Genomic DNA, 15862 nt, shown 5'->3' on the forward strand with positions numbered 1-15862 from the left:
CTGCGTTTTTATAACGCTTAACTTTTTAGGACTTTTTCCATGCGCGCAAGCCGCTTTTTATTTGCAACGTTGAGAGAAACCCCAAACGATGCTGAAGTGATTTCACATCAGCTTATGTTACGTGCGGGGATGATTCGTAAATTGGCATCTGGTTTATATACATGGCTGCCGATGGGAACACGTGTGCTTAAAAAAGTTGATGCGATTGTTCGTGAAGAAATGAATCGTTCAGGTGCTATGGAAGTGTTCATGCCCGTGACTCAACCCGCAAGCTTGTGGGAAGAATCAGGTCGTTATGAACAATACGGCCCTGAATTATTACGCTTCAAAGATCGTCACGACAACCCGTTTGTGCTTGGTCCTACACATGAAGAAGTAATTACCGATTTAGCACGTAACGAGCTAAAAAGTTATAAACAACTTCCTGTAAATTTCTATCAAATTCAAACCAAATTCCGTGATGAAATTCGTCCACGTTTTGGTGTAATGCGTTCACGCGAGTTCATTATGAAAGATGCATATTCTTTTCATGCAACTCAAGAATCATTACAAGAAACCTATGATGTAATGTACGACACTTATAGCCGTATTTTTACTCGCTTAGGTTTAGACTTCCGCCCAGTTCAAGCTGACACAGGTTCAATTGGTGGTTCAGCTTCACATGAGTTCCACGTATTGGCTTCAAGTGGTGAAGATGACATCGCATTTTCAACTGAATCTGATTATGCAGCAAACGTTGAAATGGCTGAGGCTGTTTTAGTAGGTGAACGCGCAGCGCCTGCACAAGAATTTAAGTTGGTTGAAACACCAAACCAAAAAACAATTGCTGATGTATGCCAGTTCTTAAATGCTGATCCTAAACAATCAGTAAAAGCGTTATTGGTTCAAGGTATTGCAGACGAAAAAGGTAATGTACCTGTGGTTGCCCTATTCTTACGTGGCGATCACGAACTCAATGAAATTAAAGCTGAGAAACATCCTTTAGTTGCCGCTCCTCTTACATTTGCAACAGAAGAGCAACTTCAAGCATTTGGCTTAACTGCTGGCTTTACAGGTCCACAAGGTTTGGTTGAAAAAGGTATCACTGTAATTGTTGACCGTGCTGCATCTGTTCTTTCTGACTTTGTTGCTGGTGCAAATGAAGCTGATAAACACGCTGTAGGCGTAAACTGGGAACGTGATGCACAAATTACTGAAATCTTTGATTTGCGTAATGTGGTTGAAGGCGATCCATCTCCAGATGGTAAAGGCACACTACAAATTAAACGCGGTATTGAAGTGGGTCATATTTTCCAACTTGGTACTAAATACTCTGAAGCATTAGGCTGTAAAGTTTTAGGTGAAGATGGCAAACCATTTACAGTAACAATGGGTTGTTACGGTATTGGTGTAACGCGCGTAGTTGCAGCTGCAATTGAGCAAAACTACGATGACAAAGGGATTATTTGGCCACAAGCAATTGCTCCTTTTGAAATCGCAATTGTTCCAATGAATGCACACAAATCACCTCGCACTCTTGAAGCAGCTGAAGCACTTTATGCTGAATTACAAGCTCAAGGTTTTGATGTATTACTTGATGACCGTAATGAACGTCCAGGTGTTAAATTCTCTGACCTTGAGTTAATGGGCATTCCACACCGTATCGTAATTGGTGAGAAAGGCCTTGATGCTGGTACATTTGAATATAAAGGCCGCCGCGATGCTGAAGCGAGCAATTTAACTAAAGAAGAACTTTTAGCTAAGTTAGCGCGTTAATAAAGACATAAATAAAAAAGCAGCTTTTAGAAGCTGCTTTTTTTACATTTAATTTTACGCCTAAACCGTTAAGTCTTTAATGGTTGCTGAAGATCCATTGGTTTTCACCGATTCAATCCCTTTATCGCGCGATGCTTCGCTCGCATAGAATTGACTTGTACCAATAATTTGATGATTTGCAGCTTTTAAATTGAAGTAAGGTTTTCCATTTTTTGCAGTTAAACGATCATATCGTCCATCGTCACCACTATTTTTTTGAACTGACTCAATACCATTGACTGCCGATGCTTTCGCTTTATATAGCTCACTATTTAAAATAATTTCGCCATTACCAGCCTTGAGTACAAAGCGATATTGTCCATCACTCGCTTGTGAAATCTCGTACCATCCTGCCATAAGAACCTCGTTTTTTTGTTGGTGTGGGTATGACTTTCGTTATTATTCTGGACGAAAGTTATTTGTTATTAATGACAATATAAATGAGCAATGTAACTTTGGATAGTCTACTTTTTATACATTATCGTAATAAAATTATAAGGATGTTGAAAGTTTAAAAAGGTAGAGGTCTGATAGGTACCTCTACCGAAATGTAATTAAAATTAACAAATTAAGCTTTTTTTACAAATTCAGATTTTAATTTCATCTGACCAATACCATCAATTTTGCAATCGATATTATGACCATCACTTGCATCTGGTACTAAACGAATTGTTTTTACTTTTGTTCCCACTTTAACAACTGACGATGAACCTTTAATTTTTAAGTCTTTAATCACAGTGACACTATCGCCATCTGCCAAGGCATTACCATTTGCGTCTTTAATCACTTCTTGTTCATCAGCAATTGATGCTTCCCCTTCCTTCCACTCATGTGAGCATTCAGGGCAAATTAATAAGTCGCCGTCTTGATAGGTATATTCTGATTGGCATTTTGGGCAATTTGGTAAAGACATAAAAAAATCTCAAAAAGTATATTATGCGAGATATGACTCATTTTTTAAAGTTTTAAATAAAAGACTTTTACCAAAAAAAAATTTATATATTTAACTTTTGCTCTTTTCTAATAAGTATTCTTTTAAAATAATTGCATGGTTATGTTCCACATCTTTTGCCGAATATAAAAGCGTGACTTTATGATGTGACACAATGTTTTGTAACTCTTTAACTGCTGGGTTGCTTCTTAGTTCTTTTAAATAACGCTGTTTGAACTCATCCCAATGTTCTGCAGACTCTGCATGAAACCACTTACGTAGCTCAGTTGAGGGAGCTATTTCTTTTAACCATAAATCCAAATGAGCATTTTCTTTACTTATCCCTCGGCTCCATAGCCGATCAACTAATATTCGTTTTCCATCCTCGATACTTGCTTGTTCATAAATTCTTTTAATTTGTATGTTCATCTCTTTTTCTCACTAGAACGCCTCATTGTTTAGGCTTTATAAACAGATTTAATATTTTGTTCTCTTTTAATGTACTTAAAAAGAAAAGAGTGAGTAGCCTCTCTACTCACTCTTTTCTTATTTAATATTTAAAATTTTAAAAGGCGATTACTGATCTGGAATCTCGGCTTCCACCAACAACTTCAATAAAGATAAAGATTCTTGCCAACCTAAATAAAATGCTTCCACAGGAATAACTTCTGGTATGCCTTCTTGAGTAATGTGAATTTCTGTGCCTACCAATACAGTTTTTAATGTAATAGTGACCTGCATCGTACCAGGTAAATTTGAGTCATCAAATTGGTCGTTATAGCGAATTAATTCATTTGGAATGAGTTCAACATAAGTTCCCCCAAATGAGTGTGTTGAACCTGTTGAAAAGTTGGTAAAACTCATTTTATATGAGCCACCTACTTTTGCATCAAAACTATGAACCTTCGCAGTAAAACCGTGAGGTGCCATCCACTTAACTAAAGCATCTGGATCGAGAAAAGCACGATAAACCCGTTCAGCGGGTGCTTTAAATACGCGATGTAATTTTACTGTACCTGTTGTCATTATGTTCTCCTTATTTTAAGTCCATTTAGGTTATAGAAGTTATGTTTAGTAGCTTAAACCCTAGAATTTCATTTAACGTATATTTTTGGTGTTTTTTCCATTTATATAACCAGCTTCTGACAAAACTAAATTACGAAAACTAAGGCTGATTTTTTGATAAAAATGGAGCAAAATAGTCAGCAATCATAAAGAAACATATTGAATTTGAGATTAATCATGAGTCTGCTCGCTTTCTCCTCATATGCATTAAACGGTGTAGATGCACAGAAGTTTTTACAAGGCCAAGTGACTGTCGATACTGAGCGTTTAGCTGAAAATGAAACACGCTATACAGCCATTTGTGATCTTAAAGGCCGTATTCATTTTGGCCTATGGTTGAAAAAGATTAACGCTGAAAGTTTTGAGATTGTTGTTACTCAAGATCAAGCTGAAGAGTTTGCTAAGCATATTAAAAAATATGGCGCATTTTCAAAAATGACCTTAAGTGAACAAGGCGTTGTGTTTCCAAAAGTTGTGAATGGTCACACTGAGTTCAGCTCTACAGAAACTGATATTTCCGAATGGCAAAAACAAGCCATCATGACGGGTCAAGCATGGATTGCTCAAGCGACCGAACATGAGTTCCAACCACAAGAATTACGTTTACATCAACGTGAAGGCGTCAATTACGATAAGGGCTGTTACTTAGGTCAGGAAATTGTGGCGCGCCTTTGGTTTAAAGCAAAACCAAAACACTGGTTGCATCTAGTTCAAGGTACAGGTGAAGCACCTGCTCCAGCTACTCAATTAAATAACGATATTGAAGTAGTAAATAGTACCCCAACCACTGACGGATATATTGCGTTAGTGGTTGCAAAACCAGCTGCTCTAGCTGAACTCGGCCTTCAAGTTCTCGATTTACCGGAAGCTTTAAGTGGTGATGTTGCTAGACCACAATAAGCAGGTTTAGCAAATAAAAAGCCCGTGGATGACCCTACGGGCTTTTCTATAGATACAAAATTCTAATAAATTCATTTAATTAGGGCCTCAATTTTTTAATTTTTCTATGCCATCATAATCCAGATTGAAATCTAAGAGAAAAAATATGAAAACTAAACTTGCTACACTCATGTTGAGTCTGGCTTTTTTCGGTTCTGCTCATGCTGATGTCAAAACACTTGAACAAAATCTGAAAACAAATTACCCAGACTTACCTGTAAAAGGTGTTTATCAATCACCTGTGCAAGGTATTTATGAAGTGTATACAAGCGGTCGTATTGTTTATACCAATCAAGATGCTAAATACTTTTTTGTAGGCAATTTAGTTGATATCAAACAACAAAAAAATATGACAGAAGAACGAATTGCCGAATTGGGTAAAATTGATGTTAAAAGCCTACCTCTCAACCAAGCGATTAAATATGTAAAAGGTAAAGGAGAACGTACTCTTTATATTTTCAGTGACCCTGATTGTCCTTACTGTCAGCGTCTAGAACAAAATATGGTTGGGGTTGATAACGTAACGGTATATGTATTCTTATATCCGCTGACCAGTTTGCACCCCAATGCTGAAAAAGTTTCAAATCAGATCTGGTGTTCAAAGAACCCGTCTGAAGCTTGGACCAGTTATATGCTTAACCGCAAATTGCCAACTAATAGCAAAAGTTGCTCAAGCCCAATTCAAAAGAATATCGCTTTAGGACAAAAATTAAATATCGATGGAACACCAACCCTATTCTTACAAGATGGACAACGGATCTCTGGTGTACCAAGTGATGCAAAACAAATTGAAGCATTACTTAAATCAGTAAAATAATGCTATATGCCACTCTCAGAAGTAGAGTGGCATATTATTTTTCTCCATAGTTTGCTTTATAGACATCGTTTTATATACAAATCGGCTGTTTACTTTCATCTATCAATATTTATCATGAGAAGTTGAGTTGATTCAATACATCGATGGAATGATGTAGCTACAAAGTAAAAGGTTAAAAAGAAATGAAGAAATTACTCATCGCCAGCCTAATCGCCATTTCAAGTTCATCAATCTTTGCGGCAGACACTACAGCATCTGTGGCAAAAAATGATGTCTTTAAACAGGCTGAACAATTGTATGCGGCAAAAAATTATCCTGCTGCTTTCCAAGAAGTGCAGCGCCTTGCGCAGACAGGTAATGCTCAAGCGATCTATAACTTAGGCTATATGACGCAAATGGGACAAGGCACCCCTAAAGATAATGCCAAAGCTCTAAAATATTATGAAGACGCTTCAAACAAAGGTTATGCTCAGGCCAGTTATAGACTTGCACAGATTTATGAAACTGGTGAATTAGGCGTTGCAAAAGATAGTAATAAATTTAGCCAATATGTGCAAAAAGCATCAGCTCAAGGCTCTGATGATGCAACGGTAAAAATTGCGACCATTTTATTTGCTCAGAAAAAGCCACAGTCTCATCAAATTGCTTTACAAAAGCTAGCGCCTTTAATTCGAAAAGGAAACTACCCTGCTATTCAAGTCAAAGCACTTTATGATATTAGCCAAGGGGTTGAAAATAAAAACCCGCTAATGAAACGCCAAGGCATTGAAGCTTTACAAGCAATTGCACAAAAAGGTTATGCACCAGCATCTATGGCTTTAGCGACTATGATGGCAAATGGCAATATTATTCCTCAGAACTTGCCTCAAGCAAAACAGATTTTTACTGAACTTGCTAACCAAAATGTTCCTAATGCTAGAGAGTCTTTAGCTTCAGTCGAAAAGATTATTGCTGAGAAGAATAAACAAGCTGCAGCCGCCCCCACACAGCCTGCACCTAAAAAATAGCAAAGAAACAATAGCCCCGTATGGGGCTTTTCTTTTACCACCACAAAGCGATAAGTCCACTTACTCCAATAAAACCAATAATGGTACTTATCATTAAAGGTGTTAATGCTCTTTCATTTAAACCATATGCTTGCCCAAAAATACCAAAAGCAATTGGCATTGGAAGTGCCGCAATTAATGTTCCAGCATATAACATCTCTTGACTGACGTTTGGTAATAAAAGGAATAACCCAAAAATCACAACTGGCATAAGAATGACATTAAACCCAGCCAACAATACACTTTGTAAATTCACGGCGGTAATACCTATACCAACCAAGCTGCCGCCAATAGCAAATAGTGCTAGAGGCGAAGCTGTCCTTCCTAAAAGTTCTAAAGCTTGCCCAAGTTTTGAAGGCAGATGAATACCTAGCAAGATACAGCTCATCCCCACTAAAATTGCAATAATTACAGGATTTTTAATTAAATTTATGAATGTTTTTTTCAGTAAAGGCAAAAGCCGCTGCTGTTGATGTAATCCCGCTTCTGCCAAAATAAGCATTAAAGCGACGATTAATAAGTTTTCAATGATTAAAGTTAAAGATATATAGATTGCAGCATGACTACCCATTAGCATGGTTAGAATCGCTGTACCCATAAAACCTGTATTTGACATAGAAGCGCCCATCGATATGACTGCACTATGGGTTAGGCTGTTTTTAAAATATTTCCGATAAATGATAAAAGCCAGAAAAAACAAGATTAAAGAGCCACCACCATAAGCAATAAAATAAGCTGGGTGCCAAATATCTTGTAAGTTTTTATTGGCTAAAGATTGGATTAAAAAAGCAGGTAAAGAAATTTTAATAACAAATGCACTCAGAGCCTTAATTTGTTCAGGTGTTACCAGTTTAATGAGAACACTACAGTACCCCATCAATAATAAAATCAAAATTGGTAAGATTACCTGAAAAACCACAGACTACTTCCTCACTCATTTCAAAAGAAAAACGGGCAAATCTTAATTTGCCCGCATATTTAAAAACTAAAAAGAATCAAAAAGCTGTTTTAACCCATGTGGTTGACAACGCAAATATTGAGGAGCAATTTTGACTTTTGCCCCCAATGTAGCTGCAGCATGCCATGGCCAACGTGGGTCATATAACATTGCACGTGCAAGACCAATGACATCAGCCTGCTGGTTTTCTAAAATTTGTTCAGCATGCTGTGGATCAGTAATAAGACCTACCGCAATCACAGGAATAGACACATGTTTTTTAACCTGTTCCGCGAAAGGAACTTGATAACCTGCCCCGATGGTAATATTTTGGTGTTCATGTAAACCACCACTAGAGACATGAATATAGGCCGCACCTAACTGCTCTAAGGCTTTTGATAAACCAACCGTAGATTCAATATCCCACTGCTCATTACCATCCATCCAGTCAGTTGCAGATAAACGTATCCCTACAGGATAACCTGCAGGAACAGCAAGTTTAATTGCCTGAAGTACTTCAAGCGTCATACGCATACGATTTTCTAAAGAACCGCCATATTCGTCAGTACGTTGATTGGCAATTGGCGATAAAAATTGATGCAACAAGTAGCCATGTGCTGCATGTACTTCAATTAGCTCAAAGCCAGCTTCAACTGCACGTTTTGCCGCAGCGGCGAAGTCTTGTTGAACTTGTTTAATTTCATCGATTGTTAATGCATGTGGCGCAGCATCGTGAACTGAAAAAGTACTTGTACTTGGAGCAACTGTTTGCCAACCATGTGGCTGATCTTTTGCAATTTGACCTTTCCCCAACCAAGGCTTTTCAGTTGATGCCTTACGTCCAGCATGAGCTAACTGAATTCCAAATGGCATAGGAGAAAGTGTTTTAACTTTTCCTAATAAAGTTTTGATTTGGTCACGTTGCTGATCATTCCAAAGTCCAAGATCTGCGTAACTAATTCGACCTTCCGCTTGTACAGCCGTAGCCTCCACAATGCATAACCCAGCTCCAGACAACGCGTAATTTGCCCATTGCTGCTCATGCCAATAGGTAATTTCGCCTTCATCAGTTGCTGAATACTGACACATTGGGGCAATTACAATTCTATTGACCAGTTGTAGCGAATCAAAATTAACCGTTTCAAATAATTTTGCCATTTTTAATTCCTAGAATTGTTTAATTACACGTAAACCTGCACTCCAGTTACGCCCATCAGCCGGTTCAAAGTAGCGTCCAACTGGTTGAGTTGAATCGTTTACGATCACTGAACCCGCATAGTTTTTATCAAATAAGTTATCTACACGAGCAAAGCTTTTGACTTTCCAATCACCTAGATCCCATGCATAACCAATATTTGCTGAAGTTACACTGTAGCTCGGTGCTGCGTCACTGTTGGTATCATTCACGTATACTTTGTCCATATACTGTACATCTACACCACCATATAAGCCGTGGCTCGGTTGCCAAGCTAAAGAGACAAAAGCCTGATTTTGGGCAATACCCGGAATTGCATTTCCTGAGGGAATTTGCTTAGAACTGCCAGAAGCGGATATATCGGCATCAAAAGTCGCATCTAAATACGCATAACTTGCAGTCGCTGTTAAATCTCTCCATAACTTTTTGTTCCATGCAAACTCTACCCCTTCACGCAAAGTTTTATCCGCATTTCGGAAGGTAGAACGACCATTTGAGCTTCCTGCTGAAACAATATCATTCTTCGTTTTCGTTTGAAAAACAGCTAAAGTAAAATCGCCTAATGAGTTTTGTGATTTTAAGCCAGCCTCATAGGTATCACTGGTCGATGGCTTTAAATCAAAGTTAAAACCAGATTTTGACGTATCGGCTGGATAAGCCATTTCAGTAAAGGTCGGTGTTTCAAACCCTTTGGCATAACCCATATAAGCCATGAGTTCAGGTAAAATTTGCCAACTTAAAGCAAGCGACGGTAAAACTTTATCGTAATCTGTTTTGCCACTATCATCACCGTTAACAGTCCCATACTGATCAGGCCCTGAAGTAAAATGATCTTTTGACTTGTAATGCACATTACTATAACGCACGCCTGTATCTAAACGCCATTTGGGTAAGAACTGCCACGAAGCTTGTAAATATGGATCGATATTCCATAAAGTATTATCTTCATCACGGCGTAATTTACCTTTCACACCATAAATACCATTCGCATTAAAATTTTCATAACCTTTACGGTCTTCATCCATTGCATCGAGTGCAACCCCGACGCTTACAGTGGTATTTGGCAGTAGTTCTTTACCTGTCCAACGGAAATCAGCACCATAATAATTACGATCAAAATCGATTACACCACCCGCATGATTAGGATTTGCTTGGCCTGTGTAAATAGGCTTACCATCTTTTAATGTTACATCGCCTTTTGAAATAGATTGATATTGAGTGACTTGACGATTACCTATGTATGCCATGGCATAGAGTTCATTTTTATCATTGATTGGTTTAGACCATGTCACCCCTGTTTGGGTTTGCTCAATATCTTTACGAACCTTATAAGTATTATCCGCATCATTAACTTGTTTAGGATTAGCATTCCACTGATCATGCGTTAGTCCCTGCGGATCATCGGCGTGGATTTTTACATAGTTGGTTACCCAGTTGATTTTACTACCATCATCAAGATTCCAGCTGAGCTTTGCATTATTTAATACTTTTTCTGCACCACTATGTTCACGGTAACCGTCGGTATCAAAGTATGATGAGCTAATAATATAACTTGGTTCATTCGCCCCTTTTGCCCCACCTTGTAGCACTACCCCTGCTCGGCTTTTATCGTGACTACCGCCCGAATAGCTCAGCTCAATTGAGTCTTTCCCTTGCCCTTCTTTAGTAGAAGTTAAAATAGTCCCGCCTGATGAATTTCCATAAAGTGAAGAAAAAGGCCCTGTTAGGACTTCAACATGATCTAGACTGCTTAAGTCGATATTAGATGTTTGGCCCTGCCCATCTGGCATTGTTGCAGGGATACCATCCACATAAAGACGAATACCACGGACACCAAACGTAGAACGTGCACCAAAACCACGCATAGAAAGCTGTAAATCTTGCGCATAATTTTCACGGTTACGAATCTGTAAACTCGGTATGCCCTTCACAACTTCAGTTAAATTTACTTGTGAAGAACTATCCGCCTGAGGTGCCTCGATTCGGAAAACCGAAGCAGGTGTTTGTAAGTAAGTAGTATCAGTACGCGTTGCTTCTACATGTAAAGTTGGCAATTTGGCAACGTCTGAATTTAAGTCTTCTGCCCAAACAAGTGGGCTAGAAATACAGCCCATACTCATCAAAATACAGTAATGAAGTCGGTCTAAGCGTAATAAGGACATGCTTATTTCCTTTATTTATATTGTAGTTATGATAACAAAAAGCAGTGTCTTGTCTGGATATAGAATTCGGTTTACATTGTTGTAAATCTGGAACAGTCGTTTTGCGATATAAAAATTGATTTCCAGTTTAAGAGTTATCGGCTCAAAGATGGATGATCTTTCCAGCAATATCGTTCAGGCCAATCTTTTGCTTCCTCGGCATAATCAATTCCAATACGTGGCGTTAAAACCACTTCTGGCTGTGTAGTGGCTGCCTCAATCCATAGTCCAGATTCTTCACCTAAAGTCTGGCCTTTTAAAGTCCGATCAATGCTCAAATAACGTGTCAGTTTGCCAGGTCCAGCCAAAAGCTTATATTCTTTTTTAGTTGAAGCACTATTTAAAAATGCTGATCGAATCATCACTCCTTCAGGTACACCTTCTGTTTGAGTAATAATGTTGAGCATTTCATACATGCCATAAATTAAATAGACATAAATGGTACCACCATGGCGATACATCACTTCTGTTCGTGCGGTACGTTTGTCATTGTAGCTATGGCAGGCTTTATCACGCACGCCCAAATAAGCTTCTGTTTCACTAATTGTACAGCGGATAACTTGTCCATCAGGCTGTCGCTTACATAATACGCAGCCGATTAAATCATATGCTACTTCCGAAGTTTCTCGTTGAAACCAGCTTAATGGTAAAATATCTGACATAGTATTCTCTGAAATATTACATACCACACGTTATACTTGATTAATCCAGTATATCTGTTAATTCTGAGAGTTGGCATGCCTGAGTTACCCGAAGTCGAAACAACCAAAACCAGTTTATTTCCCTTATTGAATCAAAAAGTTTTAAGTGTTGAAGTACGTAATCCTAGCTTACGTTGGCCAATACCAGATGATATTCAAAGACTTGTTGGGCAACGCCTGATTGGATTAAATCGTCGTTCAAAATATATTTTGGCTGAGTTTGAACAAGATCAAATGCTCTGGCATTTAGGAATGTCAGGTAGCTTTCGTCTGTGTCAACCAAACGATGAATTGAGAAAGCATGATCATCTGATTATTCAATTTGAAGATCAGCAGTTACGTTACCACGACCCACGTCGTTTTGGCTGCATTCTTTGGCTTAACCCTGAAACTCAAGGCAAACTCATCGATACTTTAGGCCCAGAGCCTTTAAGTACTGACTTTCATGCAGAATATTTAGCTTCCAAACTCAAGAATAAAGCTGTCGGCATAAAAATTGCACTCATGGATAATCATGTAGTGGTTGGTGTTGGCAATATCTATGCAACCGAAAGCTTGTTTAATGTTGGCATTCACCCAGCTCAGCCTGCTGGCGATTTGACTATGCAACAAATTGAGAAACTGGTTATCGAGATTAAGCGCATTTTAAAATCGGCAATTGATTTAGGCGGCTCGACTTTACGAGACTACAGCAATGCCATGGGTGAAAATGGTTATTTTCAGCAAACATTGCTCGCATACGGTCGTGCCGGAGAAATGTGTGTTAACTGTGAAACCACATTAGAAAACTTAAAACTTGGTCAACGCGCCAGTGTATTTTGCCCACAATGCCAACCGCTTAAAAAGCTGAAAAGCCTTAATTTTTTGGAGGAAGACAACATGCAAACAGCAATTGTCCGACATATTTTAGTCAAAGATAAAGACTTAGCCGAACAGCTAAAAAAGAAGCTACAAAGTGGGGCTGACTTTGCCAAACTTGCCAAGCAATATTCTACCTGTAATTCAGCTAAACGTGGCGGTGAACTTGGTGAAGTCAAAAAAGGACAGTTGGTACCTGTTATCGACAAAGTCGTTTTTACTGCTGCTGAACGCGTGTTACAAGGTCCTATCAAAAGTCAGTTTGGCTATCATCTTTTAGAAGTTAAATTCCGAATGGGCAGCTTACGTTAGGACTCATTAATTTAATTGTCGTTTTCAAAAGTATTAGCCTGTGCATTCATTTGATATGTCCAGGCTTTAATATATTCACCCGACTCTAGTTTTATATCAGCGATTACACGTTGGTATTGAAAGCCTTCAAAGTCATCTAACATTTGCCAGTTTTCAGCAAGTTTTTCTGTGCTAAACACATAACCTTGTATCCAATCTGCTTGCGAATCTAACTCTAACGCTTTTAAACCTTTGTCTGGGCCCCAATCTAAAATATGAATTACCCCTCGTACACTAGCTTTCGTCCAGCTTCCACCAATCTGCTCTAAAATATGAGCATTTGCTTTATTAGGACATAAGGTTCCATATACAAAAAGCTGATTCATTAATTTATGTTCCTTGTTCAATATGCTTAGCTAAACTTAACTGCGACCTTGCAATTTTATCAATATCTCTAGTCCAGTATAAAATGCTATGTAATAAAAAACGGTACTCTAAGTACCGTTTTTTTATTTGAAATCTGCTTAAGCTTTCTTTTTCAACTCATCACGAATTTCGCGCAATAATTGTACGTCTTCAGGAGTTGCAGCTGGAGCTTCTGGCTCATTCTTATCACGGCGAAGTCTGTTTAATAATTTAACCATTAAGAACACAACCCAAGCCAAAATCAGGAAGTTAATTAAAATGGTCAGGAAGTTACCGTAAGTTAATACATTGATACCTGCTTTTTGTAAGGCATCTAGAGATTGTAAGTTATTAGGGTTTGCACCTAATACGATAAATTTCTGCGAGAAATCAACACCACCACCTGTAATTACAGTGATAAGCGGCATGATGATATCTTTTACTAACGAGTCTACGATTTTGCCAAAAGCACCACCAATAATTACACCAATGGCTAAATCCATCATATTGCCTTTAATGGCAAATTCTTTAAATTCTTGAATAATACTCATCTAAACATCTCCAGATGTAGGGGGGAGGAACACATCATATTTTTCTTTTTTCACTGGCCTCTTATCCGTCTAGATAGTACTCGCCATGATATTGATAATTTAATATTTTTTTCAAAAAAAGAAAGCTATTTCACACTTTAACAACATATTTGCTTACAAGAAAAATATGACTTTAAGTTTACTTTCAGCTTTACCAGTAAGCAATAAAAAACCGCTAAACGAATTTAGCGGTTTTTCTTTTTTCATTTAAGAAAAATTATTTATCACGATTACGTTTACGTTCGTTTTCAGTCAAGTAACGCTTACGGATACGGATTGATTTTGGAGTAACTTCTACTAACTCGTCATCTTCAATGAATTCAAGCGCTTGTTCAAGCGTAAATTCAATTGCTGGTACTAAAGTTAAAGCATCATCTGTACCAGATGCACGAACGTTAGTTAATTGTTTCGCTTTAGTTGGGTTTACAACCATATCGTCTGAACGAGAGTTAATACCCACGATCATACCTTCGTAAACTTCTAACTGTGGTTTAGCGAACAAACGACCACGGTCTTGCAAGCTGAACAATGCATAGCCCAAGCAAGTACCTTGAACCATAGAAATCAACACACCGTTTTGACGTTTCGCAACAGTACCTTGTTTAACAGGGCCATAATGCGAGAAGCTTGAAGTCATGATCCCGGTACCAGAAGTCATAGTCAAGAATTCAGAACGGAAACCGATAAGACCACGTGAAGGAACAGTCGCTTCAATACGGATACGGCCTTTACCGTCAACTTCCATATTAGTCATTTCGCCTTTACGGTGACCCATTTGTTCCATTACAGCACCTTGATGCTGTTCTTCAACGTCAAACGTTACGTTTTCGTAAGGTTCTTGTCTTTCACCATCAATTTCTTTGATGATTACTTGTGGACGTGATACGCCCATTTCAAAACCTTCACGACGCATGTTTTCAATTAAAACTGAAAGGTGAAGTTCACCACGGCCAGATACTTTGAAACGGTCTGGACTGTCAGTATCTTCAACACGTAAAGCTACGTTGTGAATTAATTCGCGATCAAGACGTTCACGGATATTACGTGAAGTTACGAATTTACCTTCTTTACCAGCAAACGGAGAGTTGTTTACTTGGAAAGTCATAGATACTGTAGGTTCATCTACAGATAAAGCTGGTAATGCTTCAACATTTTTCGGATCACAAATCGTGTCAGAAATGTTAAGTGCATCAATACCAGTAATACATACGATGTCACCAGCAGATGCTGAGTCAACATCAATACGCTCTAAACCATGGTAACCCATGATTTTTAAAATACGACCGTTACGTGTATTGCCATCTTTGTCAATTACAGTAACAGGAGTGTTTAATTTTACTGAACCGCGTTGAATACGACCAACACCGATAACGCCTACGAAGCTGTTATAGTCAAGTGATGAAATCTGCATTTGGAATGGACCATCAACGTCAACCGCTGGTGGCTCAACGATGTCTACAATCGTTTCGAACAACGGAGTCATATCTTCTGCAAGTTCTTCAGGAGCAGGACCCGCTACACCACGTAAACCTGATGCATAAACGATTGGGAAATCAAGTTGCTCATCAGTTGCACCAAGGTTATCAAACAAATCAAACACTTGATCGATTACCCAGTCTGGACGCGCACTTGGTTTATCAACTTTGTTGATAATAACGATTGGTTTTAAACCACGAGCAAAGGCTTTTTGTGTCACAAAACGAGTTTGTGGCATTGGGCCTTCTTGAGAGTCAACAAGAAGTAATACGCAGTCAACCATCGACATAACACGTTCTACTTCACCACCGAAGTCGGCGTGTCCCGGGGTGTCCACGATGTTGATACGGTAAGTTGTATCAGTACGCTTATCCAACCAAGTAATAGAAGTGTTTTTCGCTAAGATGGTAATACCACGTTCACTTTCAAGCGCATTCGAGTCCATGACACGCTCAATCTCGCCTGCTCGGTCACCGAGAGCACCTGATTGCTGAAGTAGTTTATCGACAAGTGTGGTTTTCCCGTGGTCGACGTGCGCAATAATTGCGATATTACGGAGATTTTTGATATCTGACATGAAAATTAGAAACGCCTGAAATTTGAGGGCAAATTATAC

16 protein-coding genes and 1 pseudogene are annotated in these 15862 nt (G+C 38.6%); 6 read left to right on the plus strand and 11 right to left on the minus strand.

The window, feature by feature from the left end; genetic code table 11:
• Positions 1–39 precede the first annotated feature (39 nt).
• A complete protein-coding gene (locus ABLC00_RS15340; protein WP_004712081.1) occupies positions 40–1755 on the plus strand; it encodes a proline--tRNA ligase in 1716 nt (571 codons plus the stop codon).
• A gap of 60 nt (positions 1756–1815) precedes the next feature.
• Here the strand turns inward: ABLC00_RS15340 and ABLC00_RS15345 are convergent, their stop codons facing one another.
• The 4 genes from ABLC00_RS15345 to ABLC00_RS15360 form a co-directional block, all read right to left on the minus strand.
• Positions 1816–2151, minus strand: coding sequence for a YegP family protein (locus tag ABLC00_RS15345; RefSeq protein ID WP_004885366.1), 336 nt, complete (start codon positions 2149–2151; stop codon positions 1816–1818).
• Between the two features lie 211 nt (positions 2152–2362).
• Positions 2363–2707 carry a zinc ribbon domain-containing protein YjdM gene (locus ABLC00_RS15350; RefSeq protein ID WP_004885364.1) on the minus strand — a complete coding sequence of 115 codons (345 nt, stop codon included), beginning with the start codon at positions 2705–2707 and terminating at the stop codon, positions 2363–2365.
• Between the two features lie 90 nt (positions 2708–2797).
• Positions 2798–3154 carry a DUF488 domain-containing protein gene (locus ABLC00_RS15355; RefSeq protein WP_004885363.1) on the minus strand — a complete coding sequence of 119 codons (357 nt, stop codon included), beginning with the start codon at positions 3152–3154 and terminating at the stop codon, positions 2798–2800.
• Positions 3155–3301: 147 nt separating this feature from the next.
• Complete coding sequence (locus ABLC00_RS15360) at positions 3302–3754, minus strand: SRPBCC family protein (RefSeq protein ID WP_348941043.1); 453 nt, start codon at positions 3752–3754, stop codon at positions 3302–3304.
• Positions 3755–3967: 213 nt separating this feature from the next.
• On the opposite strand from ABLC00_RS15360, the gene ABLC00_RS15365 reads away from it, so the two are divergent.
• The 3 genes from ABLC00_RS15365 (at position 3968) to ABLC00_RS15375 (ending at position 6553) form a co-directional block, all read left to right on the plus strand.
• Positions 3968–4690, plus strand: coding sequence for a folate-binding protein YgfZ (locus tag ABLC00_RS15365; protein WP_004885360.1), 723 nt, complete (start codon positions 3968–3970; stop codon positions 4688–4690).
• Positions 4691–4835: 145 nt separating this feature from the next.
• The gene (locus ABLC00_RS15370; RefSeq protein WP_004712069.1) at positions 4836–5546 is read left to right on the plus strand and encodes a DsbC family protein; all 711 of its coding nucleotides are present in this window, start codon (positions 4836–4838) and stop codon (positions 5544–5546) included.
• Positions 5547–5728: 182 nt separating this feature from the next.
• A complete protein-coding gene (locus ABLC00_RS15375) occupies positions 5729–6553 on the plus strand; it encodes a tetratricopeptide repeat protein (RefSeq protein WP_002051569.1) in 825 nt (274 codons plus the stop codon).
• A 34-nt stretch (positions 6554–6587) separates the two neighbouring features.
• Here the strand turns inward: ABLC00_RS15375 and ABLC00_RS15380 are convergent, their stop codons facing one another.
• The 4 genes from ABLC00_RS15380 to ABLC00_RS15395 form a co-directional block, all read right to left on the minus strand.
• Positions 6588–7511 carry an AEC family transporter gene (locus ABLC00_RS15380; protein ID WP_004885358.1) on the minus strand — a complete coding sequence of 308 codons (924 nt, stop codon included), beginning with the start codon at positions 7509–7511 and terminating at the stop codon, positions 6588–6590.
• Between the two features lie 66 nt (positions 7512–7577).
• Positions 7578–8687 carry an NADH:flavin oxidoreductase/NADH oxidase gene (locus ABLC00_RS15385; protein WP_004885357.1) on the minus strand — a complete coding sequence of 370 codons (1110 nt, stop codon included), beginning with the start codon at positions 8685–8687 and terminating at the stop codon, positions 7578–7580.
• Between the two features lie 9 nt (positions 8688–8696).
• Positions 8697–10886, minus strand: a complete 2190-nt coding sequence (locus ABLC00_RS15390) for a TonB-dependent receptor (protein ID WP_004885356.1) — start codon at positions 10884–10886, stop codon at positions 8697–8699.
• Positions 10887–11020: 134 nt separating this feature from the next.
• Positions 11021–11587 carry a DNA-3-methyladenine glycosylase gene (locus ABLC00_RS15395; RefSeq protein WP_004885355.1) on the minus strand — a complete coding sequence of 189 codons (567 nt, stop codon included), beginning with the start codon at positions 11585–11587 and terminating at the stop codon, positions 11021–11023.
• A gap of 75 nt (positions 11588–11662) precedes the next feature.
• Here ABLC00_RS15395 and mutM point away from each other — a divergent pair.
• Positions 11663–12478 (plus strand): annotated as a pseudogene (mutM, locus tag ABLC00_RS15400) (bifunctional DNA-formamidopyrimidine glycosylase/DNA-(apurinic or apyrimidinic site) lyase); the annotation flags it as partial.
• Between the two features lie 27 nt (positions 12479–12505).
• A complete protein-coding gene (locus ABLC00_RS15405; RefSeq protein ID WP_002051379.1) occupies positions 12506–12796 on the plus strand; it encodes a peptidylprolyl isomerase in 291 nt (96 codons plus the stop codon).
• A gap of 11 nt (positions 12797–12807) precedes the next feature.
• Here the strand turns inward: ABLC00_RS15405 and ABLC00_RS15410 are convergent, their stop codons facing one another.
• From ABLC00_RS15410 to typA, 3 genes are all read right to left on the minus strand, one after another.
• Entirely contained in the window at positions 12808–13161 is a 354-nt protein-coding gene (locus tag ABLC00_RS15410; RefSeq protein WP_004885353.1) for a gamma-glutamylcyclotransferase family protein, read from the minus strand.
• A gap of 138 nt (positions 13162–13299) precedes the next feature.
• The gene (mscL, locus tag ABLC00_RS15415) at positions 13300–13731 is read right to left on the minus strand and encodes a large conductance mechanosensitive channel protein MscL (protein ID WP_004885352.1); all 432 of its coding nucleotides are present in this window, start codon (positions 13729–13731) and stop codon (positions 13300–13302) included.
• Positions 13732–13987: 256 nt separating this feature from the next.
• A complete protein-coding gene (gene typA / locus ABLC00_RS15420) occupies positions 13988–15823 on the minus strand; it encodes a translational GTPase TypA (RefSeq protein ID WP_004712053.1) in 1836 nt (611 codons plus the stop codon).
• Positions 15824–15862: the final 39 nt, after the last annotated feature.

The organism is Acinetobacter nosocomialis, assembly GCF_041021905.1.
Lineage (GTDB): Bacteria > Pseudomonadota > Gammaproteobacteria > Pseudomonadales > Moraxellaceae > Acinetobacter > Acinetobacter nosocomialis.